Here is a 25,506-nt window from a genome sequence, read left to right on the forward strand (position 1 = left end):
GAGCTGTGGTACCACCTGATCCCATTCCGAACTCAGAAGTGAAACACAGTATCGCCGATGGTAGTGTGGGGTCTCCCCATGTGAGAGTAGGTCATTTCCAGACGCCAAATTAAGTCCAGAAGTAGACTTCAATCATAGTGTGGCCAATACATCGTGAGTGAAAGTACTTTTAGACGCAAATTTAAGTAAGCAAGTTTTGCTGATATGGCTCAGTCGGTAGAGCGCATCCTTGGTAAGGATGAGGTCCCCAGTTCGATTCTGGGTATCAGCACCACGAATAATCTAGTGTGTCGTCCTAGAACAAAAATTTGTTTGGAAACCATAGAGCTGTGGTACCACCTGATCCCATTCCGAACTCAGAAGTGAAACACAGTATCGCCGATGGTAGTGTGGGGTCTCCCCATGTGAGAGTAGGTCATTTCCAAGCGCTAATTAAGATAAAAAAGCCCGTTGCATTAGCAGCGGGCTTTTTTGCATTTGTGGGTTTAATGCTTTGTGTTCGTCATCCTTGAGATCTGTTATCGAGGATCTGCTGTTGCTTAATGAAGATTCCGGCTCAAGGCATTGCCGGAATGACGTGGGTTAGGTTTTGACGTGGCATGAGTGTTGCTGTGAGCATACGGTGAGGCTTGATGCCCCGATCCGTCTTCCTCGAGATCAGTTATCGAGGACCTGTCGTTCTTACTGCATTAATCCACATAAACATTTTCACTTAATTGGATCTATTTTCTTGCTATTGCCATATTGGTTGCCTAACTTATTGGGCAATAGCGAATTTGAAGGATGATCAATGAAAGTTGAAATGATTTGTACTGGCGAAGAAGTGTTATCTGGCCAGATTATTGATACTAATGCAGCTTGGGTGGCTAATGAATTGATGTCTTTGGGCATCGAAATGCAATATCGTACTACGGTGGGTGATAGGCTTGAAGATTTAGTCGAGGTTTTTAAGTATCGTAGCCAGTATGCTGATGTCATTATTGTTAATGGTGGCTTAGGGCCAACGAGTGATGATATGTCTGCTTTAGCTATGGCGAAGGCAAAAGGTGAAGAGCTAGTTGAAAATGCAGTTTGGCGTGATCATTTAGAGTCTTGGTTTACCAAAAATGGTCGAGTCATGGCGAAAAGTAATTTGAAGCAGGCTTTGCTGCCAGCCTCTGCTGTGATGGTTGATAACCCTGTTGGTACCGCTTGTGGCTTTCGCGTTAAGCTTAATAATGCTTGGTTATTTTTCACACCAGGTGTCCCATTTGAATTAAAGCATATGTTTAAAGAGCAGTTTGTGCCCTTTATTCAAGCTGAGTTTGGCAAAGGTGAGAATACTCAGCTTTATAAGTTATTAACTATTGGTCACGGTGAGTCGTCACTTGCTGATACGTTATCAGCTTTGACTTTACCCACAGGTATTGAGTTGGGTTATCGCTCATCAATGCCACATATTGAGATTAAGATCTTTGCCCGTGGTAATTCTGCAATTAAGCAATTACCTAAGGTCGTTGAGGAAGTTAAATCTGTGCTTGGTCATGCGGTTGTTGCCGACAATAAAGCGACTCTAGCCGAAGAAATTCATCATCGTTTGTACCAGTCAGGCTTTAGTTTGGCTGTTGCAGAATCTTGCACAGGCGGAATGATCACCAGCCAGTTAATCGACTTTCCCGGTAGTTCATCATATTTACAGCATGGATTAGTGACTTACAGTAATGAATCTAAGGTTAAGGTGCTTGGGGTGAGTCCACAGATTTTAGATGACCATGGCGCTGTCTCAATCCAAACCGTAGAGGCTATGGCTGAAGGTGCTCGTGCATTATTAGATAATGATTTTGCGTTAGCCACAAGTGGTATAGCAGGCCCTGATGGTGGCACTGACGAAAAACCTGTTGGGACTGTGGCGATTGCGTTATCGACTAAGCAGGGGGTTTATAGCCAAATGATTAAATTACCTCGTCGTTCGCGTAGCTTGGTAAGAAGCATGAGTGCGGCGGTGGCTTACGATATGCTCAGACGGGCTTTATTAGATGAAGCGGTTATTGTTGACTACCCTTCAATTGGTCGCTTTTCTAAGTAATTGTCTTAAAGCTTAAATAGCCCCTAAAATAATAAAAGCGCCATTAGGCGCTTTTATTTTCGAGATAACGTTTGTTAAAACTTCACCACCAACTTACCTTTTTGCACAGCAAGCTCTTTGGTCATTTTTGCCATTAGAGCTTGATTCGAATCTTTCATATCCAATGTATAAACCGGCTGAGTTTCTAAGAAACCACGCACAAATGCCATTACTTGTGGTGTGGCACTCGTGAGGGCTTTTTCAATATCGGCAGGTTCTGCCGTCACATTAACTAGGTTTAGATTCCGTAGGTAAACACTTTTTGTTTCAGTGTCGTACCAAGGCTCGGCTTCAAAAGTGGTATTCAGCTTGGCACTAATAGGCATCAGCGGATTACGAATAGAGACTTTTGTGGTGGCGGTTAAGCCCATGGTATTAGGTTTATCACCTAAACTGACTTGCATATCATTAAGCACAAGGTTGATACCAATAATCTGGTTACCTTGTTTAACTTCAAAGTGCATCTCATTGTTTAGATAGTCTTCTATCTCACTTTCAGTAATGCTGTACTGGCTTGCGCAGCCAGTCAGCATTAATAATGCACTTGTGCATATCAGTTTAAGTGTATTCATTAACCCGTGTTTCTCATGCCTGCTGCAACTCCAGCAATGGTGAGCATTAATCCAAGTTCAACATTTTTAGAAGGCTCGGCTTCTTTTCGTGTACGTGCTAATAGCTCTGTTTGTAAGAAGTTTAGTGGATCAATGTATGGATTGCGAAGTTTTACTGACTCGCGGTTCCATGGTGTATGAGACATTAACTCGTCAGACTCTGTTAATGACAATACGGTATCTACACCTAGTTGAAGTCTTTGGCGTAGTTTCTCACCTAGATGATGTAGTTCAGGTTTCACCAAACAGGTTTCATAATATTTCGCCAAATTTGGCTCTGCTTTCATGTAAACCATTTCAAGCATTGAAATTCGGGTTTCAAAGAATGGCCATTGTGCTTCCATTTCCCGTAATAAGTTTAGCTCGTCCCGGTCTATTGCTGCTTTTAAGGCTTCGCCTGCACCTAGCCAAGCTGGCAACATTAAACGATTTTGTGACCAAGCAAAAATCCACGGAATAGCACGTAAGCTTTCAATACCACCATCTACTTTACGTTTAGCTGGACGACTGCCTAATGGTAGCTTGCCTAACTCTACTTCTGGAGTTGCTGCTCGGAAATAAGGCACGAAGTCTTTTTCTTCGCGAACAATTCCGCGGTAATGTGTAACAGACTCTTCAGCGATGCGTTGCATACAGTCGCGCCATTCTTTTTTCGGCTCTGGCGGAGGTAATAAAGTAGCTTCCATAACCGCAGAGGTATACAGCGCTAAACTTTGTACGGCGAGTTTGGGTAGGCCAAATTTGAAGCGGATCATCTCGCCTTGTTCTGTGACTCTAATTCTACCGTCAACTGAACCCGGAGGTTGCGACAGAATAGCTTTATGAGCTGGCCCACCGCCTCGGCCGATTGAGCCGCCACGACCATGGAACAACATTAATTTAACGTCAGCTTTTTTACACACTTCAACTAATTGCTCTTGCGCGCTGTATTGTGCCCAAGCGGCTGCCATTACACCGGCATCTTTAGCTGAGTCAGAGTAACCAATCATGACTTCTTGCATACCTTTGGTGTAGCCACGATACCAATCAATGTCTAACAATGACTTTATACAACTTGCAGCATTGGTTAAATCTTCCAATGTTTCAAATAGGGGGACGACACGCATTGGATGTGAGCAACCAGACTCTTTTAACAGCAATAATACGGTTAACACATCTGATGGTTTACCTGCCATTGAAATAACATATGAGCCTAGTGCTTCTTTTGGCTGTTTAGCAATTAATGCACAAGTGTTGATGACTTCTGCAACATCGTCAGAGGGTTGCCAGTTACTGGGTATTAATGGGCGTTTATTGGCTAATTCACGCAGTAAGAAAGCTTGTTTTTCACTTTCATCCCAGTGGTTGTAATCACCGACACCAAGGTAGCGTGTTAATTCGGCAATAACATCACTGTGTCTTGTTGAATCTTGACGGATATCAAGGCGCAGCATATGAATACCAAAGCTGGCTAGTCGACGCAGAATATCAAGCAGTAAACCATTTGCAATTAACTTCATGCCACAATCAGTTAGGCTTTGATAAAGTAACTCTAATGGCTGTTGTAGATCAGCTTGTTGCCAAATTAGTTCAGAGGTATCAACGTCTGGGTGACGGCCTTCTAAGCGATTGTTTAGGTAGTCGATTGTGTTGCGTAATTTACAGCGTAACTGACGTAGTACATCGCGATAAGGTTCATGACTATTGTTGGTGTAAGCCTGCAACTCTGCATTAGCTTGCTCCATCGATAATTCATTCACTAGCGCGGTAATGTCTTTTAAATACAGTCTTGCTGCAGCATGACGATTACGGTCAAGGACTTCTTGGGTGACCTTATGGGTAACAAATGGATTACCGTCACGGTCGCCGCCCATCCAGCTAGAGAAACGAACAGGTGCAATGCTAATGGGTAATTGCTTGCCTGTGCGTCGCTCTACTTGATCGTTAAGTTGGCGTAAAAAGTCTGGAATGGCTTGCCAAAGTGAAGACTCAATAGTGCTTAAGCCCCAACGAGCTTCGTCAACCGGAGTGGGTCTTTCACGGCGTATTTCATTGGTGTGCCATATTTGGGCAATTAATTGACGTAGCCTTAAAGTATTTTGACTGCGTTCGCGTTCAGACAGTTGGCTATTTTCTAGCTCAGTTAAACTATCTACCACAGAAGTGTATTTTTGAATTAGAGTACGACGTGAAATTTCTGTTGGATGAGCGGTTAATACTAAGTCGATTTCTAATTGTTGTAAGCAGTTAAGCAAGTCATCTTCTGCAAGGTTTGCATTTAGCAGGCGGCCTAATAATTGCTCCACGGGATCGGGTACACATACTAGCTCGTCGCAGTTGCGGCTAATAGTATGGTACTGTTCAGCAATGTTGGCTAAGTTCAGAAATTGGTTAAAAGCCTTAGCAAAAGGCACTAATTCGTCATCGGGTAATGCGGTTAATAGTGCTAGCATTTGTTCACGAGAAGACTCATCACCTTTTCGAGCTTGTTTGGCAAGAATACGAATGTGTTCTACTTTCTCAAGAAATGCATCGCCAAGGTGGCTTTGCATGGTGTCACCTAATATTTGGCCTAAATGTCCCACGTTTGCTCTCAGTGAGGCATACATATCTGCCACTTGCTCTGCCATACATACTCTCCAAAGTAAAATTAATAAACTTGTGAACTTGCTATCACAATAACCAGCGTTAACTAGTCGGTCAATACATCTGCGCGCTATTTTGTAATTAAATTTCGTTAAAAACTTACAAAAACTGTGTTTTGTGACGACTTTTATTTAATACAAGCGTGATAAATCAGTTTTTTGATCAACTCGACTGTCGGAGTGAGATATTCCAAACCAATAAATTCGTCAGGTTGATGTGCTTGATTAATGCTGCCAGGCCCCAAGACTAGCGTTTGGCAACCTAGCTTATTGATATAAGGTGCCTCTGTAGAGTAGTTAACCACTTCAGGTTCATTTCCTGATAATTCAGCCACTAATTTGGTCCACGGATTTTCAGCTTTGCCAGCAAATGACTCTGCACCTGGGTATAACGTGCTGACACTAATGCTGCCAGGGTACTCATTGCTAATATCAGCTAGGTAGTTAAGCACCAGTAGTTCAAGTTCAGCGAGCTCCATTCCCGGTAATGGGCGAATATCAAGGTGAAGGTCGCAACAACCACAAATTCTATTGGCGGCATCGCCGCCGTGAATATGGCCAAAATTCATGGTTGGATAAGGCACTGTGAAGGCGTCTTCTCGATAATTTTCGCTTAAATGCTGTTTTAACTTCATTAATTGGCTAATGACTTTGTGCATTACTTCAATAGCGTTTAATCCACGGGCGGGATCAGATGAGTGCCCACTGCGCCCAATCACTCTAATGCCTTGAGCCAAGTGCCCCTTATGCATATAAACCGGTTTTAGGCTGGTGGGTTCACCAATAATGGCGTAATCCGGCGCAATTGTTTTAGCGTCGGCAAACGCTTTTGCGCCACTCATGGTGGTTTCTTCATCGGCACTAGCGAATATGGTTAACGGGCGCTTAAAATCTTGTAATGGCATCTCTTTTAAGGCTTCGAGTACTAGGGCAAAAAAGCCTTTCATGTCGCAGGTGCCTAAACCATACCAGCGGTTATCTTTTTCGGTTAATTCAAAAGGACTTTGGCTCCAACGACCTTCATCAAATGGCACTGTGTCAGTATGGCCGGCCAACAATAACCCCCCTTCACCTTGACCAAACCGTGCAATCAGATTTTGCTTATTGCGTGAGTCAGCAACTTCAGGCGTTTCACAGCGAAATCCCAACTCGCTAAACCAATCTTGCAACAATCCAATAACTGCATGGTTACTCATATCTTGTTCAGCTTCTAATGCGCTGATGGAAGGAGTGGCAATTAACTGCCTAAATGCACCTTTCAGGTCGGGTAATGTGCTCATTTGTTGTCCTGTAATAAAAAACATTAAAAATATTTATTCAGTAATATTGCATAAATAATATCTTATGTTAGTCTAGCAAACAGATGACTAAGGTACTACAGCCTAACTGAGATAAATGAAAATATATATGTGTAACTTTACTGCTTTAACCAATAGCTCAACCTTCATGGTTCACTGCCTGCGACGATAGTTCAAATCGGGCGCATTTCGTCTATATGAACTATGATAATACCTTCTTTTTTAAATAAGACTCAACATAATGAAAAATATCGCAATTATTGGTGCCAGTGGTTACACAGGGGCACAAATCACCTCTCTTATACATGCTGATGCAAACTTAGCTGTACAAGGGTTATATGTTTCTGAAAACAGTCTTGATAAAGGCCGTAAATTAGCTGATTTGTATCCGGTTTATAGTCATATTCCTTATGCGTTATCTCCATTGTCTGATGAAGCGAAAGCTAAAATTGTTGCTGAAGCTGATGCTGTCGTATTGGCGACAGAGCACTCAGTAAGTTTAACCTTAGCAGCAGAGTTCTATAACAAAGGCTTGGCGGTATTCGATTTGAGTGGGGCTTATCGTTTTGCAGATGTTGAGCAATACCCTAAATGGTATGGCTTTGAACATACTGAACAAGCCGTTTTAGCTCAAGCCGTTTATGGTTTAGCTGAATGGAACAGTGAGCAAATTAAACAAACCAAAATGATTGCGGTGCCAGGGTGTTACCCAACGGCATCATTAACCGCTTTAAAGCCATTAAAGCCATTTTTGACTGACGCCTTTCCGGTTATTAATGCGGTAAGTGGTGTCACAGGCGCAGGTAGAAAGGCTCAATTACACACAAGCTTTTGCGAAGTCAGCCTAACACCGTATGGCGTGTTGGGTCACAGACACCAACCTGAAATTACGACACACTTGGGTCAGGAAGTTATTTTTACTCCTCATTTAGGTAATTTTAAACGTGGAATTTTAGCAACCATTACGGTGCAACTTAAACCAGGCACCACTGAAGCAGACATTGCTAAGGCTTATAGCGTTTATGACGATTCGCCTATTGTGTCAGTGAAGCAGAATCAGTTCCCTAAAGTTGATGACGTAGTGCTTACGCCTAATTGTCATTTAGGGTGGAAGTATGATGCAAACACCGGGTATTTAGTGGTTGCAAGTGCAATTGATAACTTAATGAAAGGTGCTGCAAGCCAAGGCTTGCAGTGCATTAAAATCCACTTTGGTGTTTAACACTTAAAAATATCAAGGATAACAATTATGTCTGCAAATTCTGTTTTGGTATTAAAAGTGGGTGGCGCATTGCTGCAAAATGAAGCGGCGACACTGAAGTTAATGAGCGCGATTAAAGAAATGGGCGCTACAGGACAAAAAATTGTTTTAGTGCATGGTGGTGGTTGTTTAGTAGACGAACAACTTGCCGCTAACGATAAGCAAGTGAGTAAACTGGATGGTTTACGTGTTACCCCAAGTGACCAAATTGGTATTGTGGTCGGAGCGTTAGCAGGCACTTCTAACAAAATGTTACAAGCTGCAGCTACCAAAGCGGGTATGGTTGCAGTGGGTATGAGCTTAGGCGACGGAAATACCGTTAATGCCACAATTAAAGACCCTCGTTTAGGGCTGGTTGGAGAAGTGACTCCTAATGATGCCAGCTATTTATCGTTTATTTTAGACCAAGGTTGGCTGCCTATTTGTAGCTCTATTGCCATTTCAGCAGCGGGCGACATGCTTAATGTCAATGCTGACCAAGCAGCCACTGCGCTAGCTAAATTGGTCAATGGCACCTTAGTCTTGTTATCCGATGTTTCGGGTGTGTGGGATGCCAACAAGCAAGTCATTAAAAGTTTAAATAAACATGAAATTGAAACATTAGTCGCTCAAGGTGTGATTGAGAAAGGCATGAAAGTCAAAGTTGAAGCAGCACTAGAAGTTGCTCAATGGATGGGCAAGCCTGTTTTAGTGGCATCTTGGCAAGATACTGAACAGTTAAAAACATTAGCACAAGGCGGGTCCGTTGGGACTCAAATTCAGCCTTAATGGAGTCATTTATGAACCACCTGTTGTCGATCAAAGAATTATCTCAAGCTCAGTTATTGGACCTTTTAGCATTAGCTAAAAAAATTAAAAATAACCCTGCCGATTACCGTCATGCATTAGATGGAAAAAGCGTAGTGATGTTATTTGAAAAGCCATCACTGCGAACTCGAGTTAGCTTTGATATCGGTATTAATAAATTAGGTGGCCACTGTTTATATTTAGATCAACAAAATGGTGCCTTAGGTAAGCGTGAGCCGGTATCTGATTTTGCCAGTAATTTATCTTGCTGGGCAGATGCTATTGTGGCGCGTACATACCTACACACCACAATTGAAGAGCTTGCTGAACACGGTAAAGTACCCGTTATTAATGCATTGTCTGATTTATATCATCCTTGTCAGGCTTTAGCTGACTTCTTAACCTTGTCAGAAAAGTTTGATGATGTCACTAAAGTGAAATTAGCTTATTTAGGTGACGGTAATAACGTGGCACATTCACTGATGTATGGTGCGGCTATATTAGGCGCCACAATGACCGTAGTATGTCCTGAAGGCCATTTTCCAGCAGATGAAGTGGTCACTGAAGTGCAGCAAATTGCCGAGCAAAATGGTGGCCAATTAATTTTAACTTCAGATTTAAATGCGATAAATGAGCAAGATGCCGTTTACACTGATACTTGGATTTCAATGGGCGATGATACTTCATTAGCAGAAATTGAAGCCAAGTTTAAACCATACCAAGTCACTCAAGCGTTAATGGATAAATTAGGCGCAAAATACTTTATGCATTGCTTACCTGCATACAGAGAAGTTGAAGCAACAGCAGAAGTGGTAGATGGTGAAGGCTCATTGATTTTAGATCAAGCTGAAAACCGAATGCATGCCCAAAATGCGGTACTGGTAACCCTATTAAGTTAATGTTTGGCTTAGGCCGAACACCAAAAAGAATAAAGCAACATCAAATTGAATTTAGGAAAATAAACATGTCTAGTGCAGTGAAAAAAACCGACGTTAAAAAAGTCGTATTAGCGTACTCAGGTGGGTTAGATACCTCAGCGATTATCCCTTGGTTAAAAGAAACCTATGATAATTGTGAAATTGTGGCCTTTTGTGCCGACGTTGGTCAAGGTGAAGAAGAGCTTGAAGGCTTACACGAGAAAGCACTAGCCTCTGGTGCATCAGAATGTCATATCGTTGATCTAAAAGAAGAGTTTGTTGCTGATTATATCTACCCAACTATTGCCACAGGCGCAATTTATGAAGGTACCTATTTATTAGGGACCTCAATGGCTCGCCCAATTATTGCTAAAGCACAGGTTGAAGTGGCGCGTAAAGTGGGTGCAGATGCCGTGTGTCATGGCTGTACCGGTAAAGGTAATGACCAAGTCCGTTTTGAAGGCTGTTTTGCCGCATTAGCGCCAGATTTAAAAGTGATAGCGCCTTGGCGTGAATGGGAAATGCGTAGCCGTGAAGACCTACTAGATTACTTAGCCGAGCGTAATATTAAAACTACCGCTTCAGCTACTAAGATTTATAGTCGCGACGCTAACGCTTGGCATATTTCTCATGAAGGTGGTGAGCTAGAAGACCCTTGGAATGAGCCTTCAAAAGGTGTTTGGACATTAACCGTTGCACCAGAAGATGCGCCAAATGAGCCAGAATATGTGTCATTAGCCATTAAAAATGGCCGTATTACCCATGTTAATGATGAAGCATTAACCCCTTATGCGGCACTAATGAAGTTAAACGACATTGCAGGTAAACATGGCGTAGGCCGTATTGATATTACCGAAAACCGTTTAGTTGGCATGAAGTCTCGTGGTTGCTATGAAACACCAGGCGGTACAGTAATGTTTGCTGGTTTACGTGCCATTGAAGAATTGGTTCTAGATAAAACTAGCCGTACATGGCGTGAGCAAATTGCCGGCCAAATGGCGCATTTAGTTTATGATGGACGTTGGTTTACACCATTATGTAACTCACTTATTGCTGCCTCTGAGTCACTAGCAGAATTAGTGAACGGTGATGTGGTTATTAAGCTTTATAAAGGCCAAGCAACGCCTGTGAAGAAACGTTCGCCAAATAGCTTGTACTCAGAAGACTTCGCAACCTTTGGTGAAGACGATGTGTACGACCAAAAACATGCTGAAGGTTTTATTCGCTTGTACTCGCTAGCGAGTCGTATTCGTGCATTAAGCACTAAATAACATAAGACGCTGCAGCATATCCAAATTTAGGGCGCAATGCAGCGCCCTTATTTTTAGCCACAACGGCAACATGACACAAATTTTGCAAACTCACTTTGTAAACTAAAGAGGAACACCACCATGGCATTATGGGGCGGAAGATTTCAGGGCGAAACCAGTGCACTTTTTAAATTATTCAATGACTCTTTGCCAGTTGATTACCGCTTATTTGAGCAAGATGTGGTTGGCTCAATTGCGTGGGCAGATGCCATTGCAAGCGTTAATATTATTACCGCTCAAGAATGCACAGACTTAAAAGCGGCCTTAAATGAATTATTGGTTGAAGTAGGTGATGACCCGCAAGCTATTATTGGTACGGGCGCTGAAGATATTCACAGTTTTGTAGAGCAAAAGCTCATTGCCAAAGTGGGCGACTTAGGTAAAAAGCTCCATACAGGGCGTTCACGTAACGACCAAGTGGCCACTGACTTAAAGTTATGGTGCAAAAAAGAAGGTGCTGCATTACTGGCTAAATTGGGTACTTTACATGCTGAATTAATTGCGGTTGCTGAACGTGAAATAGATGCCGTTATGCCTGGGTACACTCACTTACAACGTGCTCAACCGATAACATTTGGTCACTGGGCCATGGCCTATGTTGAAATGTTTGAGCGCGACATTAGCCGTTTACAAGATGCGTTAAACCGTGCGGACTCTTGCCCATTAGGGTCTGGTGCATTGGCCGGTACAGCGTATCCGATTGATCGTCATGCGTTGGCCGCGGCTTTGAATTTTGCTCGTCCAACCTTAAACAGTTTAGACACCGTATCTGACCGTGACCATGTTGTTGAGTTATGTAGTGCAGCTTCTATTAGCATGATGCACTTAAGCCGCATGGCTGAAGATTTAATTTTCTTCAATTCAGGTGAAGCTAACTTTATTTCATTAGCAGATGAAGTGACATCAGGTTCATCATTGATGCCGCAAAAGAAAAACCCAGATGCATTAGAGCTAATTCGGGGTAAAACTGGCCGAGTTTATGGCAGCTTAATGGGTATTTTAACCACCATGAAAGCCTTACCACTGGCCTACAATAAAGATATGCAGGAAGACAAAGAAGGCTTGTTTGACGTAGTAGACAGCTGGGCAATTTGTTTAGATATGGCTGCATTAGTGCTATCGGGCCTTTCAGTGAATCGTGAGCAAGCGCTAACTGCCGCGCAACAGGGGTATGCCAATGCGACTGAACTGGCTGATTACCTTGTAGCCAAGGGTATGCCGTTCCGTGAAGCACACCATGTGGTGGGTGAAGTAGTGGTGTATGCTATTAATCAGCAAAAGCCGATTGAAGACCTGAGTGTAACTGAGCTAAAGCAGTTTGCCGATATAATTGCCGAAGACGTTTATCCAAACCTAACCATTGAAGAGTGTTTAGGTAAGCGGGATGTATTAGGCGGTACAGCTGTTAAGCAAGTTAAGGCCGCTATTGAGGCTAAAAAAGCTTAACTCATATCAATCATATTTACTGATGCTAAAGCCCTGAGAATCATTTTTTCGGGGCTTTTTTATGGTTTATTCTTAAGCTTCATAGGCTTATGGCGTTAGTGTATAAGAAAAAAACTGGCGTCGATACTCACCTGATAAGTTAGCACTGACTTTATTGGGGTGCTTATATTCATCCCAACTGGCGACATTTCTGCCGACATTCAGTAATGGAAATTGTTGCGGTTCGTCAGTGGTTATGCCGATAAATTTGAGTAACCTTTCAAGGCTATCTGGTTGGCTAATATCAAGACTTAAAAAGTTATCACGTTCGGCAAAATAGCTAAAAACTTGCTGCTGGTGGCGTATATAACACTGGCTTAAGTGGTTTGGGTCAAATACGTCTTGTGCCTGCCAAATATCAAAACAATGCTGAAAACTCCGTTTCATGATCGGATGAAAGCGGCCAGTGGTTTTATCTAAGTGCGGCAGCATTCTTTGCAATAGCATTTGCATTGATGGTAGCCATTTATCCATTGGACGGTCTAAATAAACAAATTTAGCCTGTGGAAACAAGTTGTCTAGGTGCGGATAATCACTAAAACAAGGTGCGTCAGACACCACATCGGCTTTTTCAAAAGCTGCCATAGTAAAAGCTTGGTGCGCAACATGAAACCCCTGTTGCAGTAGTGCAACGCTAACACTGGTGGTGCCGGTTCGGGGCAAGCCAATAATAAACAACTTGGGCTGTTGGTAAGCGGAGTGTTGCGGTGGATTATTCAACAGGCGGTATCCATATCGGTTAATTTTACAGGCATAAAATTCACTGGTACTAAAACGCTAACAAGTTGGCCGCAGTTAGCCAACTTGTTAGCGGTATTTCTGTTCACTATCTTAATCGGTATTAGTCGCGAGTAAGCACTTCTAATAACTCAATTTCAAAATACAAATCAGAATGAGGAGGAATCTTATCGCCAATTTGGCGTTCGCCATAACCTAATTCAGCGGGTACCGCTAATGTGCGTTTGCCGCCCACTTTCATTGGGTTGTCACCAATAATCCCTTGATACCACCCTTGAATGACACGTTTAGCGCTAATCACAAACTGAAAAGCATCAGAGCTGTCAAACACGCTGCCGTCGGCTAATTTGCCAGTATATTTACAGGTGATCAATGCGCCTTTTTCTACGGCTTTGCCTGTGCCGATTTCAAGATCATTAATGGTTAACTCAGTTAATTTTTCTACTGTCATAATGTTGCTGCTCTTATCAATATAACGATTTATTAAACGCTAAAAAAAACGGCCTATAGCATAACAGATGATATAGGCCGGGTGGACGAGCTAATGTGCTGTTTGTGGCAATTGAGCTTACATTGCCTTGGTAGTGGGTAAGTATTGTTGTAAAAAGGCCTCAATAGCATGAAAGGTTTTTAACCTATCAGCATTGTCACTTAAATAATGATCGCCATCTTCTAATTCGACAAACTCCACTGGCTTATTATATTTTTTAAGTGCGTCATACATATCTTCACTTTGTTCAATATCTACTACACGATCTTTTTCGCCGTGGATCAGCAATACTGGCACATTAATATTGTTGGCTTTACTCACTGGCGAGCGCTCATATAAGGCGTCATAATCATCGCCTATTTGCTTTTTGACGATTTCAAAATTGGTATAACCCCGGTGTGATTTAACTAAATCTTCCACATCGGCAACCCCAGCAACGCTAATGGCACATTGGAATAAATCTTTAGTGGTCGCTACTGCCATTAAAGCCGCATATCCACCGTAACTTGCGCCAGCAATGCATATTCTTTTAGGGTCTGCTATGCCTTCGCTAATTAACCATCTGGCACCGTCTTCCACATCGGTTTGCATTTCTAAGCCCCAGTTTTTCAAGCCGGCTTTCATAAAATCAAATCCGTAGCCGTATGAACCACGAAAGTTCATGCGTAATACCGCATAGCCGCGATTTGCAAAGTATTGGGTCCAATAGTCGAAGCTGTTGTTGTCAAAACTAATTGGTCCACCATGGGGAAATATAATGGTCGGTAATTTGGTTTTTGGCGTGTCATTGGGCGTTGTAAGAAACCCCTCAATCGCTAAGCCATCGCGAGCTTTGTACTCAATGGTGGTAGTTCTAGCCATTAGTTCAGGGAGTAATTCTTTGTATCGGTAAGCAATGGGTTGCAGTGATTTTTCGTCTCTGTCACCTAAATAGTATGTGCCTGAGTCGGTTGAGCTGGTGGAAAACACAATATAACGGCGTTCATTTTCACTGTATTGCACTATGTAATTGCGGGTGTCTGGTAACACCTTGTTCAAGCCATTAATAAGCCCATTATATTCGTCATCCCAAAAGGTATATTCAGCGTCGGTACCGTCACTAATGCCAATATAATCTTTTTTAACCTTTGAATAGATTAACCCACCCGTGACGTCTACTTTGTCGCGCTTAAACACAAGCTGCTTGGTTAATTTAGCATCGGTTAAGTCGACCTTAAAAATGGCTTTATAGCCTTCGTGGTAGGCCTGAACGTACAAAATGTTAGGGTCTTTTCCGAATCCCATCGGCCAAACTTGGTCTTCGCTAAAGGCTTCAAACTCCCATAAGGTACGATAATCTTCATTGTTATCAGGTTGCTCGACAATTTTATAGTGAGTGTCGTCTCGATATATCCCCACACGGACTCTATTTTGTTTATCTGTGGTCCAATCAATCACATTTTTTTCGGCATATTGCACCGTACTTGAGCGTCCATTGCTAAGGTTCACTTTCATAACGGTTTCAAATTGTGAGTTATTACCTAACCCTCTAAATTGCATAAGGATATGGTTCTCATCGCCCTCAAGCATATTAATAATGTCAGATTGAACTTGTGGTACCCACTTGAAACGTTTAAGTAGCTTAGGTTTTAAGACGCTAGAAAGGTTTTTGTCGGATAAACGATACTTGAATAAGCGAGACTCGGTAGTGGGTGTGCCGTAGCGAACGGCTGGAAACTTGGCATAAATAAACAGTAAGTCATTACTGGCCCAAGTGAGGCCGGTAATGGTAAATTTTTGGTTGTCTGTTTGTACGGGGTAAATCGATTCCCCGCTGGCGACATTATAGATACTGACTAGGGAACCCTGTTGATTCTCTAGATCCATTTTTACTACAGTGGCAATATTTTGACCGTCGGGTGATAACGTGACATTGCTAACATCCGCTATACTGGCAAAGGCTTCTACGGGTAACTTTTGAGGTGCGGCAATAGTGTTTAGTGACACCAGAATAACTAATGCCAGTGTCGGTAAAGTCCATTTCATTTTATTTCCTTGGATGTTGTATCAATTATTAATTTATTACCTTGATAGGTTAATCTTGCTTGAGATTGAAAAACACTAAATTTACGTTTTAATTTTTTTTAATTATTTATATTGTTAGCTGAGCCTTCTGCACGGCTCAATTTATATTGATAATGCCAGCCTAGACTTAAACTCCTAAACAGCATAAAACCACATAATGCTGCCCATAAAGCATGGTTACCAAAAGATTGTAAGCTCCACCATAAAGGGAAATATACTGCAAAAGTGGCTAGTATCATACTGTTACGCATAATATGACCTTGTGCCGCGCCAATATAAACCCCGTCAAATAAATAGCAGCCAAACGCCATTATGGGCATTAAAACCAACCACAATAAAAATAGACTAGCGGTGTGTTGAACTTCAGGAATATTGGTCAACAGGTTAATTATTTGCTGTCCGCATAGGTAGAAAAGGCCGCTGAATACAAGGGCAATAATGGCCGACCATGCAAAAGCTAAGCTGACAGATTGAGTTAATAAAGTATTGTCTTGTTTGCCGATGGCTCTGCCAACTTCGGCTTCAGCATAATAAGCAATACCGTCAAGCGCATAAGAGATCAGCATGAGTAAATTCAGCAAAACCGCATTAGCGGCAAGGGTGTTATCGCCTAGGCCAGCACCATGAAATGTCATAAAACTAAATGCGGCTTGTAAGCATAGGCTGCGAATAAAGATGTCACGGTTCAAGCTGAGTAATTGTGACATCCCTTGTAAGCGACAGTGGGGTAATAGTTGCGACCAATTAAAGTTATGTTCAGCTAATAAGTGCTGCCTCACCATAAATATCGCCACTGAAAAAGCACATATATCGGCAATAACTGATGCTAAAGCGGCGCCTTGAACATTCAGCCCGAAGCCAATAACGAATACAATATCAAGAATAATATTTACGCTGTTGGCAATAATTAACTGCCACATTGCCGCTTTTGGGGCCTGTCGACCCAGCAGCCAACCTAGTAATACGAGGTTTGTTAACGCAAAAGGTAATGACCATATTCGAATATCTACATATTGGCGACAATAAAACTGAACTTGTTCGCTGGCTTCTGTGAGCTGTAGGGCAAATGAGATGAGTGGTTGCTGAAAAATAACCCCACTAAAACCCAGTAAACACGCTAAAATAACCCCTTGAACCAATAATTTTTGTTGCTTGTGACTGTCATTAGCACCATAGGCTTGTGCAACCAAGCCGGTGGTCGACATACGTAAAAAGCCTAACAACCAAATAATAAGCGTGATAATGGTGCTGCCTAATGCAACACCACCTAAATAATAGGCTTCACCTAAATGGCCTATGACAGCCGTGTCGACTAATCCTAATAACGGAATAGTGATATTAGATAAAATCATTGGAATGGCTAATGCCATTAATTGGCGATTTTTATCGCCATTTGTTAGTAAACGTAGCCAAGCCATATTGAGAGATAATTATGCTAAAAAACTTAATGACTGCCTTATGCGCAATATTATTCAGTGCTATTGCGGCCAAAGCAGATGCTGTGGTGATATTACAATACCATCATGTATCTGATAACACACCTAAAAGTACCTCGGTCACTCCCAGTCAATTTGCGGAGCAAATGCAATATTTAGCCGACAACGACTTTAGCGTTATTCCGTTAACTCAGGCGGTTGCGCAAATTAAAAATCAGCAAGTATCAAAACCTAAGCAAGTAGTGATAACTTTTGATGATGGCTATGACAGCATTATTAATAATGCTGCCCCGATATTAGCCCAACATCAATTTCCTTATACGGTGTTTATTTCAGTTGAGCCCATTGAGCAAGCTTTTAAAGGCATGATGAGTTGGCAACAAATAAACCAGCTGGTGGAGCAAGGTGCGTTGATGGCTAATCATAGCTGGGCACATGAACATTTGATTCGTCGTTTGCCAGATGAAACCGATGGCCAGTGGCGTGAGCGTATTAAGCAAAATTTGTTAAATACCGAAGCCAAAATTCTTGAAAAAACAGGCCAAAGTGCAAAAATGCTGGCCTATCCCTATGGCGAGTTTGACCAGCAATTAGCTGGCTTGGTAACCGAGTTAGGTTTTGTCGGCTTTGGTCAGCAGTCTGGGGCTGCTGGGCCGTACTCAATGTTAACCGGGCTACCTAGGTTTCCCGTTGCTCATGATTATGCTGATATGGCGAGCCTTAAAACCAAATTCAATAGTTTAAATATGCCCATTACTCATATGAATATTACTGACCCGTTATTACCTCAGGGACAGTGGCGTCCTGAGCTAAAAGTGACCATTGAAACTGATGATATTAATCCGGCGCAAGTGATGTGTTTTATTCAAGGCCAAGGAAGTCAAACGCCTAGATGGTTAGATAAAAACACTTTTGTGGTTCAAGCTGAACAAGACTTGCCCGCGGGACGGTCGCGTTACAATTGCACCGCCCCGAGTATTAAGCAGGGCGGCTATTATTGGTTTTCCCAAGCCTGGGTTCGACAAAAAGATGATGGTACGTGGGTGAAAGAATAACTCACTCCTCAACCTTGTATGTTAATGATATTTGAGGGAGCGTTATGAATGATTGATGATTTTCTTGAAGTCATCAATCAGTTCAGCATTAATTATTTGAGGTAGTTGTCCCGGTTGGGGTTTTGCTTTAAAAACAGCAAACTTTTCACCTTTTGGAGATACCAATACATAAGATGCACTGTGATCAACTTGATAATTATCTCCCTCTCCAACCATGGCATAAGCAAAACCTAAATCGCGACTAAACGGAAATAGCTGGCTGTGATCCGCCGTTATCGCTTTAAAGTCACGATTAAAAAAGTTGATGTAGTCTAAGCGTTTTGTTTGGGTGTCTCGCTGAGGATCGGCTGACACAAAAATAATTTGAATATTATCAGTAATTTTTTGTAGCTCAGGGTAGGCGGCAGCGAGCTTATTGAGTGTTGTTGGGCAAACATCAGGGCAAGAAGTAAACCCGATAAAAAATAAACTCCAATGGTTTTGCAAATTAGCATTAGTAAAACGATTACCGTATTGGTCATCTAAGGCAAACGGAGCCAACGGTCTTGGGTTATCGTAAATAAAGCTGGTGGCTAGCTCTATATTGGGTTTGGTTAATGGGGCATTTTGTGGGGCGCGAGTATCTGTGCTATTGCTGAACCATTGATAAGCAAAGCCACCCAAACCGATTAATATAAATACAAAAATAACATGACTTTTACGCATTGAAACTCCACATAAACATACCCGAGCGTAGAAATAGATAATATTGTCGTTGCAGGCTTGAGATAAAACAGGCTTTATCTCAAGCTGACATTTGGCAACTTACTGAGTTAGCTTACCCAAAGATAATGGTCGACCAGTAACACAATAAACAGCACCATTAAATGATAAATAGAAAACTTAAACACCTTCATGGCTAAACCTGAATAGTCTTGGTATTTAAGTTGCCATGCTTTGTAAATAAAGCCACAACTCAGTATGGTTGAACCAATTAAATATAGCGGACCGCACATGCCAACTAACACCGGCAATAAGCAGGCAATCGCTAATAAAACGGTATAAAGTAAAATACAGGTTTTGGTAAACTCAGTGCCGTGGGTGACAGGCAGCATTGGAATATCAACCTTGGCATATTCTTTCTTACGGTGAATGGCTAAAGCCCAAAAATGCGGTGGCGTCCAGGTAAAAATAATAATCACTAACAGTAACGCATGCCCATGCAGTTCATTGGTTACCGCAGTCCAACCCAGTAACGGTGGCATGGCGCCTGCTAGCCCACCAATAACAATATTTTGCGAGGTAGCGCGTTTTAAATAAGCGGTATACACCACTGCATAGCCGATTAAGCTGGCAAATGTCAGCCAAGCGGTAAGTGGATTTACTAAACTATAAAGCAGGGCAAAGCCAATAGTGCCAATAGAAACGGCAAAAATGGCCGCCTTAGTCCCAGACACTTTCCCTTTAGGCAATGGGCGGTTATAGGTGCGAGCCATTAGCCCATCAATACGGCGATCAATTAAATGATTAAATGCCGCCGCAGCCCCAGCCATTAATCCAATACCCATCATGCCAAAAATTAACGGCTGTAGCGGGACGATACCGGGAACTGCTAAACACATACCAACCAGCACGGTTAATAACATTAATGCGACTACTTTGGGCTTAGTCATTTCAAAATAAGCACGCCATTGCCATGAAAAAACAGTGGATGGAGCGATGAGGGTGATAGGTTTTGTCATGTTACTTCCCCTTGTTACGCTTTACGCCATAGAGCGTAATTAATAAAAACGACACAAAGCAGTAAAATTGCTGCTCCGCCATTGTGTGAAACAGCAATACTCAGTGGTAAATGCATAACGACATTACTGATACCTAAACCCACTTGAATAATGACCAAGGCGATGAGTAATAAACCGCTGTTTCTCATTGTTGAAGACTGTGCTTTGAGTAATTTAATCGCTAGCCATAGCAAGAGGATGGCTGTGATAACGCCCCATATACGATGGGTGACGTGAATGGTCATGCGGGTTGGATAGTCTAAAACGCCAAATTCAAAACTAGGATGCTCGCCCTGAAAAGGCGAAAAAGCATCCGCAAAGCGTAGATTATCGACCCAATTTCCTTCACAAATGGGCAGTGAAGTACAGGCCAGTGCTGCGTAATTTGATGAAGTCCAGCCACCCAACATAATTTGAATCACTAAAACGACTAAACCTAATACTGCCAACGGGGCGAGTTTACGTGCATAAATGTCGCCGCCAGGAATGCGTAACGGTTTGGTTCGTAGATACAACAGAAATAACAAGCAAAATAACGTGAAGCCCCCAAGCAAGTGCGACATAACTACAATGGGCATCAACTTCATGGTAACGGTCCACATGCCCAATAAAGCTTGGAAAATAATCAAGGCAGAAATAAACACCGGCAACTTTTTAGGCGCTTCTTCTTGCCTAAGACAAATGATTAAAATCCCTAAAACCATTAATCCCAATGTACCGGCAATATAGCGATGGATCATTTCTAACCATGCTTTATCTTGCTCAACCGTGAACTCAGGAAAATACTGTTCGGCTTTGGCTATTTCATGGGTTTCGTTTGGAACCGTTAAATGACCATAACAGCCCGGCCAATCTGGGCAACCTAACCCCGCATCAGACAAGCGGGTATAAGCGCCCATTAAAATGACCATTAAGGTAAATACCAGGGTGATTTTTAATATATTGGACAATTGCATCAACCTACCCTCGACAACTTCAGCATTTTACGTAAGTCAGCAATAATGGCTTTACCTTGCGCAATATTGGCTTCGCGGCCATCTACTGGGTCATATTGCATAATCAAGCTGCCAAGCGGATCGACAATAATGACTTGATCTTGCTGTAATAGGCTAGCGAATTGGTTATTCACTTCAGCGGTACTAAACTCAATATTCAGCTGGCTTAGTGCATTTTTATCACTGTTGGGCTGCACTAAAATGATGGGCTTAACTCGTTTTCGTTCTCGCCCTAATGCAATATAACTTTGGTTGAGCACGTACAGGCGGTCGGCACATTGTTGATCACATTGCTCTGGTAACAAGTACACGATTTGCCATAAGTGAGGGGTAGGGTTATCCATATTTAAGCTTTGATAACTTAAATTTGAGTCCAGCAGTGCGCCTTTATTGGTTGCGCCGCCCTGATATAAATCAAAACTTAACACCAATTTAGCTAACGCAACTGGCACAATAAATACCACTAATAGCAGTATTAAGGTTTTTTGACTTCGTTTCGGTTGGGAGTTCATTCCATCTCCTCTTTTATCATGTATGTATTATTATGAGTTTGCGCGCCAATACTTCATTGCTAGCCAACCCATTAGCCCTAAAAAGACCGCAGCCATGGTGAACCATTGCAACGCGTACCCTTGATGTTTTTGTGCTGATAACGGAATAGGCTGCCAAGGTTGTGGGTAGTGAAGGTTTGGCAAATTATTCGGTTGTAACACCACGTTTAGTAACGATAAATTCTCTGTGCTTGCTAACTCGTCAATGGCTAAGTTTTGAAATCGCATCGGATTACCGGGTTCGGCATAAAGATGCTCACTTAACGGGTTAGCTTGCTTTTGGTAAATACGGCCTGTTAACTGATACTCTTTGTTGGGCAGCGCATCAACAACAGGCAATACTTGGCGATCTTTATTTGCCGCTATAAAACCCAGTTCAACCAGTAAATATGGTGAGGCGTCGTTATGCTTGAATATTTGGTAAGCTAAATAACCCACTTGCCCTTGGTATACTTGGTTGTCCAGTAAGTAAATTTGGTTTGAAACCGGACTAACATTCACAGCCACCTTGTAACCTGTTAATAGCTGAGTGGGTATATCTGTGCTGGTGGATTGGCTTTGGATTAATAAATCTACTAATTCGTCATAATCCATTGCCGGTAAAGTTTCTCGGTTATGGATTGTTTGCTGCCACTGAGTTTTAAATTCTGCTCGGTCTAATTGCCAAAAACCTAACTTGACCAAAACACTAAACACGCTCACAGTAATCAATATAAATAACCCAGACAGCCAACCTAAACCCATTAAAGGATTGCTTGTGACAGCCCCTCTATTTGTTAAGTTAGTTTTAGTATTACTGCTGCTATTCATATTGTTTAATCTGGCCCGAGCCTTATTTATTATGGTTAAGGGTGAAAACAAACAGTCTATGAGCCCATTTTTAGGGCGGCGAGTGATGTTTTCAGCCATAGTGGTTGTGCTTTTACTGTTGGCCATGGGGCTAGGCATTATTCAACCTAACCCTAGGCCATATTAAGTAAGGTGCTTTACAGCACGTAAACAAACACAAACAGGCATAGCCATACCACGTCGACAAAATGCCAATACCAACTACCTGCTTGGAAGGCAAAATGTTTGTCAGCTGTGAAGTGTCCCTTAATGATTCTGAAAAATAGCACCAGTAAAAATACCGTCCCTAATGTCACGTGCATGCCGTGAAACCCAGTTAACAAAAAGAACGTATTGCCATAAATGCCAGACTGAAGCGTTAGCCCCATATCTTGGTAAGCATGGGCGTATTCTTCCACTTGTAAAAATAAAAATACCACCCCTAAAACAATGGTCAGGGCTAACCATATCACTAAGGGTTTGCGGTTATTTTTTTCTAAACTAGTGTGAGCAAAATGCAGGGTGACTGATGAGGTTAGCAGCAACAAGGTATTAATTAACGGCAACCCTGTCCATGGCATCGCTTCTGTTGTAGTGCCGTCAGGGGTTTTAATTAATGGCCAAATGGCTTCAAATGTGGGCCATAATAATTCATGGGTCATGGCGTTATTTGACGCACCACCTAGCCAAGGTACAGCAACCATTCTGGCGTAGAACAAGGCACCAAAAAATGCGCCAAAGAACATAATTTCAGAGAAGATAAACCAGCTCATACCTTGACGGAAAGAGCGATCCATCTGAGCCGAGTATAACCCTGACATAGATTCGTCGATGACATTTTTAAACCAGCCGAAAATCATAAAGATAATAACGGCGATTCCGGCAACGAGAATATAGCCACCCGAACTTTGTTCGGTTGATAATTGTTGAACATAATTGCCAGCGCCAAAGGCAATAAGAAATAGTCCTATTGCGCCAACAATGGGCCAGGCACTTTGAGCTGGCACATAATAGTTTTCATGCTTTGTGGTCATTTTGCTGCTCCTTGCTTTAAGCCACCACCGACCTTAGCGGTAATATCATAAAGAGTATAAGAGAGGGTCAATGTATTGATGGATTCCGGTAAGTCGGGATCGACATAAAATATTAATGGAAGTTCTGCACTGGCAGATGCCGCAAGCGGTTGTTGATTAAAGCAAAAACATTCCGTTTTATTAAAGTATGCTGCGCCTTGTCCAGGTGAAACAGATGGAATAGCTTGCCCAACGGTATCTTTACTGGATAAGTTTTTGGCATAAAACTTTGCATGGGTTAATTGCCCCGGGTGAACTTCTATTCGGTTTACGGTAGGAATAAACTCCCACGACATACCCGATTGCACATGCGCAATAAACTCAACGGTTACGGTCCTGCTTTCATCTACAATGACCGCCTCATAAGTGCTAGCAGTGCCTTGGGGTTTACCATTAATTCCCAAGGCGTCGCATAGCACGTCATATAAAGGCACCAACGCAAAACCAAATCCAAACATACCTACCGCACCCAAAATGAGCATGGTAAGTAATTTACGGTTTGATTTAGGTTGAGTTGTCATCTCACTTTACCTCTGGTGGCGTGGTAAATGAGTGATAAGGTGCAGGGCTGGCTATGGTCCACTCCAAGCCTTCAGCACCTTCCCAAGGTTTATCTGCTGCTTTTTCGCCACCTCTAATACATTTAATCACCACCGCTAAGAAAATCAGCTGAGACAGGCCAAATGCAAATCCACCAATTGAGACAATTTGGTTAATATCGGCAAATTGAATCGCATAATCAGGAATACGTCTTGGCATACCAGCCAAGCCTAAAAAGTGCATTGGGAAAAACAACACGTTGACTGAAATAACCGAACACCAGAAGTGCCATCTTCCCAAGGTTTCGCTGTACATATGGCCGGTCCACTTAGGAAGCCAATAGTATGCTGCAGCCATAATGGAGAATACGGCACCTGTGACTAAAACATAATGGAAATGTGCCACAACGAAGTAGGTATCATGATACTGGAAATCTGCTGGTGTAATGGCCAGCATCAGGCCAGAAAATCCACCAATAGTGAATAATATGATAAAGGCGAGGGCAAATAGCATTGGTGTTTCAAAGGTCATTGACCCTCGCCACATGGTAGCAACCCAGTTAAATACTTTTACCCCAGTGGGTACAGCAATCAACATGGTACAGTACATAAAGAACAGCTCAGCAAATACCGGCATACCTGTGGTAAACATATGGTGAGCCCATACTAAAAACGACAGGATGGCGATACTGGCTGTGGCGTATACCATTGACGCGTAACCAAACAGCCTTTTACGACTGAATGCCGGAATAATGGCAGAGATAATGCCAAAAGAAGGCAAAATCATAATGTATACTTCAGGATGACCGAAGAACCAGAAAATATGCTGGAACATAACGGGGTCACCCCCTCCAGCGGCATCAAAGAAGCTTGTGCCAAAATATTTATCGGTTAATACCATGGTTACTGCGCCAGCCAGTACAGGCATTACCGCAATTAATAAGAACGCGGTAATTAACCATGTCCATACAAATAGCGGAAGCTTCATCCAAGTCATACCTGGTGCGCGCATGTTCACAATGGTCACAATCACGTTAATGGCACCCATGATTGAACTGATACCCATAATATGGACCGAAAATACAAATAGTCCTGTAGTATCAGGGCTGTAAGTTGTCGACAGCGGAGCATAGAATGTCCAACCAAAGTTGGGACCGCCCCCTTCCATAAATAGTGAACCAATCAACATCGCAAAGGCGAAGGGTAAAATCCAAAAGCTCCAGTTGTTCATGCGAGGTAATGCCATATCTGGCGCACCAATCATCATAGGTATTAACCAGTTTGCTAAACCTGTGAAGGCTGGCATCACCGCGCCAAATACCATGATAAGACCATGAACAGTGGTCATTTGATTAAAAAAGTTTGGCTCGACTAACTGTAAACCAGGCTGAAATAATTCAGCACGGATCACCATCGCCATTGCGCCGCCAGTTAAAAACATAATGAAACTGAACCATAAATACATTGAACCAATATCTTTATGGTTGGTGGTTAATAGCCAGCGCATTATGCCTTTAGGTGCACCATGGTGATGATCATCATGGGCTGCAACAGTATCGTGGGTTGTTGTACTCATAGTCA

Annotated in this window: 23 protein-coding genes, 1 tRNA gene and 2 rRNA genes; 11 read left to right on the forward strand and 15 right to left on the reverse strand. The window is 42.4% G+C overall.

Annotated elements, in window-relative coordinates; translation table 11 throughout:
* The 4 genes from rrf (L2672_RS12090) to L2672_RS12105 form a co-directional block, all read left to right on the forward strand.
* Nucleotides 1–103, forward strand: a 5S ribosomal RNA gene (rrf, locus tag L2672_RS12090); the annotation flags it as partial.
* Between the two features lie 95 nt (nucleotides 104–198).
* A tRNA-Thr gene (locus tag L2672_RS12095) sits at nucleotides 199–274 on the forward strand.
* Between the two features lie 37 nt (nucleotides 275–311).
* Nucleotides 312–427 (forward strand): 5S ribosomal RNA (rrf, locus tag L2672_RS12100).
* 363 nt (nucleotides 428–790) lie between these two features.
* Nucleotides 791–2,065 carry a competence/damage-inducible protein A gene (locus tag L2672_RS12105; protein WP_248996116.1) on the forward strand — a complete coding sequence of 425 codons (1,275 nt, stop codon included), beginning with the start codon at nucleotides 791–793 and terminating at the stop codon, nucleotides 2,063–2,065.
* Nucleotides 2,066–2,139: 74 nt separating this feature from the next.
* On the opposite strand, the gene L2672_RS12110 is transcribed toward L2672_RS12105, so the two are convergent.
* From L2672_RS12110 to argE, 3 genes are all read right to left on the reverse strand, one after another.
* Entirely contained in the window at nucleotides 2,140–2,676 is a 537-nt protein-coding gene (locus L2672_RS12110) for a YceB family lipoprotein (protein WP_248996117.1), read from the reverse strand.
* Nucleotides 2,676–5,324 (reverse strand): phosphoenolpyruvate carboxylase, encoded by a 2,649-nt coding sequence (gene ppc / locus L2672_RS12115; protein ID WP_248996118.1) that lies wholly within the window; start codon nucleotides 5,322–5,324, stop codon nucleotides 2,676–2,678. The genes L2672_RS12110 and ppc overlap by 1 nt, the downstream gene beginning before the upstream one ends.
* Nucleotides 5,325–5,467: 143 nt before the next feature.
* Nucleotides 5,468–6,619 carry an acetylornithine deacetylase gene (gene argE / locus L2672_RS12120; RefSeq protein ID WP_248996119.1) on the reverse strand — a complete coding sequence of 384 codons (1,152 nt, stop codon included), beginning with the start codon at nucleotides 6,617–6,619 and terminating at the stop codon, nucleotides 5,468–5,470.
* 259 nt (nucleotides 6,620–6,878) lie between these two features.
* On the opposite strand from argE, the gene argC reads away from it, so the two are divergent.
* The 5 genes from argC (at nucleotide 6,879) to argH (ending at nucleotide 12,357) form a co-directional block, all read left to right on the forward strand.
* Nucleotides 6,879–7,859: an N-acetyl-gamma-glutamyl-phosphate reductase gene (gene argC, locus L2672_RS12125; protein ID WP_248996120.1), complete on the forward strand. Its 981-nt coding sequence runs from the start codon at nucleotides 6,879–6,881 to the stop codon at nucleotides 7,857–7,859.
* A gap of 24 nt (nucleotides 7,860–7,883) precedes the next feature.
* Complete coding sequence (gene argB / locus L2672_RS12130; RefSeq protein WP_248996246.1) at nucleotides 7,884–8,666, forward strand: acetylglutamate kinase; 783 nt, start codon at nucleotides 7,884–7,886, stop codon at nucleotides 8,664–8,666.
* Nucleotides 8,667–8,677: 11 nt separating this feature from the next.
* Nucleotides 8,678–9,583 (forward strand): ornithine carbamoyltransferase, encoded by a 906-nt coding sequence (locus L2672_RS12135; RefSeq protein WP_248996121.1) that lies wholly within the window; start codon nucleotides 8,678–8,680, stop codon nucleotides 9,581–9,583.
* Between the two features lie 65 nt (nucleotides 9,584–9,648).
* Complete coding sequence (locus L2672_RS12140; protein WP_248996122.1) at nucleotides 9,649–10,872, forward strand: argininosuccinate synthase; 1,224 nt, start codon at nucleotides 9,649–9,651, stop codon at nucleotides 10,870–10,872.
* A gap of 120 nt (nucleotides 10,873–10,992) precedes the next feature.
* Nucleotides 10,993–12,357 carry an argininosuccinate lyase gene (gene argH, locus L2672_RS12145; RefSeq protein ID WP_248996123.1) on the forward strand — a complete coding sequence of 455 codons (1,365 nt, stop codon included), beginning with the start codon at nucleotides 10,993–10,995 and terminating at the stop codon, nucleotides 12,355–12,357.
* Between the two features lie 87 nt (nucleotides 12,358–12,444).
* Here the strand turns inward: argH and L2672_RS12150 are convergent, their stop codons facing one another.
* The 4 genes from L2672_RS12150 to L2672_RS12165 all read right to left on the reverse strand — a co-directional run bounded on the left by L2672_RS12150 (nucleotide 12,445) and on the right by L2672_RS12165 (nucleotide 17,106).
* The gene (locus L2672_RS12150) at nucleotides 12,445–13,116 is read right to left on the reverse strand and encodes a sulfotransferase family protein (RefSeq protein WP_248996124.1); all 672 of its coding nucleotides are present in this window, start codon (nucleotides 13,114–13,116) and stop codon (nucleotides 12,445–12,447) included.
* Between the two features lie 121 nt (nucleotides 13,117–13,237).
* Nucleotides 13,238–13,585 carry an FKBP-type peptidyl-prolyl cis-trans isomerase gene (locus L2672_RS12155; RefSeq protein ID WP_248996125.1) on the reverse strand — a complete coding sequence of 116 codons (348 nt, stop codon included), beginning with the start codon at nucleotides 13,583–13,585 and terminating at the stop codon, nucleotides 13,238–13,240.
* A gap of 117 nt (nucleotides 13,586–13,702) precedes the next feature.
* Entirely contained in the window at nucleotides 13,703–15,649 is a 1,947-nt protein-coding gene (locus L2672_RS12160; RefSeq protein WP_248996126.1) for an alpha/beta hydrolase family protein, read from the reverse strand.
* 98 nt (nucleotides 15,650–15,747) lie between these two features.
* Nucleotides 15,748–17,106, reverse strand: a complete 1,359-nt coding sequence (locus L2672_RS12165) for an MATE family efflux transporter (protein ID WP_248996127.1) — start codon at nucleotides 17,104–17,106, stop codon at nucleotides 15,748–15,750.
* 14 nt (nucleotides 17,107–17,120) lie between these two features.
* Here L2672_RS12165 and L2672_RS12170 point away from each other — a divergent pair, with 14 nt between their 5' ends.
* Nucleotides 17,121–18,179, forward strand: a complete 1,059-nt coding sequence (locus L2672_RS12170; protein WP_248996128.1) for a polysaccharide deacetylase family protein — start codon at nucleotides 17,121–17,123, stop codon at nucleotides 18,177–18,179.
* A gap of 42 nt (nucleotides 18,180–18,221) precedes the next feature.
* Here the strand turns inward: L2672_RS12170 and L2672_RS12175 are convergent, their stop codons facing one another.
* The 5 genes from L2672_RS12175 to L2672_RS12195 all read right to left on the reverse strand — a co-directional run bounded on the left by L2672_RS12175 (nucleotide 18,222) and on the right by L2672_RS12195 (nucleotide 22,229).
* Entirely contained in the window at nucleotides 18,222–18,884 is a 663-nt protein-coding gene (locus L2672_RS12175; RefSeq protein WP_248996129.1) for an SCO family protein, read from the reverse strand.
* Between the two features lie 107 nt (nucleotides 18,885–18,991).
* Entirely contained in the window at nucleotides 18,992–19,900 is a 909-nt protein-coding gene (cyoE, locus tag L2672_RS12180; protein ID WP_248996130.1) for a heme o synthase, read from the reverse strand.
* A 14-nt stretch (nucleotides 19,901–19,914) separates the two neighbouring features.
* Nucleotides 19,915–20,895, reverse strand: a complete 981-nt coding sequence (locus L2672_RS12185; RefSeq protein WP_248996131.1) for a COX15/CtaA family protein — start codon at nucleotides 20,893–20,895, stop codon at nucleotides 19,915–19,917.
* Entirely contained in the window at nucleotides 20,895–21,446 is a 552-nt protein-coding gene (locus L2672_RS12190) for a hypothetical protein (protein ID WP_248996132.1), read from the reverse strand. Before L2672_RS12190 ends, L2672_RS12185 begins: the two co-directional genes overlap by 1 nt.
* Nucleotides 21,447–21,476: 30 nt before the next feature.
* A complete protein-coding gene (locus L2672_RS12195; protein ID WP_248996133.1) occupies nucleotides 21,477–22,229 on the reverse strand; it encodes an SURF1 family protein in 753 nt (250 codons plus the stop codon).
* Nucleotides 22,230–22,242: 13 nt separating this feature from the next.
* On the opposite strand from L2672_RS12195, the gene L2672_RS12200 reads away from it, so the two are divergent.
* Nucleotides 22,243–22,461: a DUF2909 family protein gene (locus tag L2672_RS12200; protein WP_248996134.1), complete on the forward strand. Its 219-nt coding sequence runs from the start codon at nucleotides 22,243–22,245 to the stop codon at nucleotides 22,459–22,461.
* Nucleotides 22,462–22,471: 10 nt separating this feature from the next.
* Here L2672_RS12200 and L2672_RS12205 read toward each other — a convergent pair whose 3' ends face one another.
* Genes L2672_RS12205 through ctaD form a run of 3 tightly spaced genes read right to left on the reverse strand, consistent with a single transcriptional unit; the run spans nucleotide 22,472 to nucleotide 25,501 of the window.
* The gene (locus L2672_RS12205; protein ID WP_248996135.1) at nucleotides 22,472–23,347 is read right to left on the reverse strand and encodes a cytochrome c oxidase subunit 3; all 876 of its coding nucleotides are present in this window, start codon (nucleotides 23,345–23,347) and stop codon (nucleotides 22,472–22,474) included.
* The gene (locus L2672_RS12210) at nucleotides 23,344–23,907 is read right to left on the reverse strand and encodes a cytochrome c oxidase assembly protein (protein ID WP_248996136.1); all 564 of its coding nucleotides are present in this window, start codon (nucleotides 23,905–23,907) and stop codon (nucleotides 23,344–23,346) included. Before L2672_RS12210 ends, L2672_RS12205 begins: the two co-directional genes overlap by 4 nt.
* Before the next feature lies 1 nt (nucleotide 23,908).
* A complete protein-coding gene (gene ctaD, locus L2672_RS12215) occupies nucleotides 23,909–25,501 on the reverse strand; it encodes a cytochrome c oxidase subunit I (RefSeq protein ID WP_248996137.1) in 1,593 nt (530 codons plus the stop codon).
* Nucleotides 25,502–25,506 lie beyond the last annotated feature (5 nt).

It is taken from the genome of Shewanella gaetbuli, assembly GCF_023284065.1.
Classification (GTDB): domain Bacteria; phylum Pseudomonadota; class Gammaproteobacteria; order Enterobacterales; family Shewanellaceae; genus Shewanella; species Shewanella gaetbuli.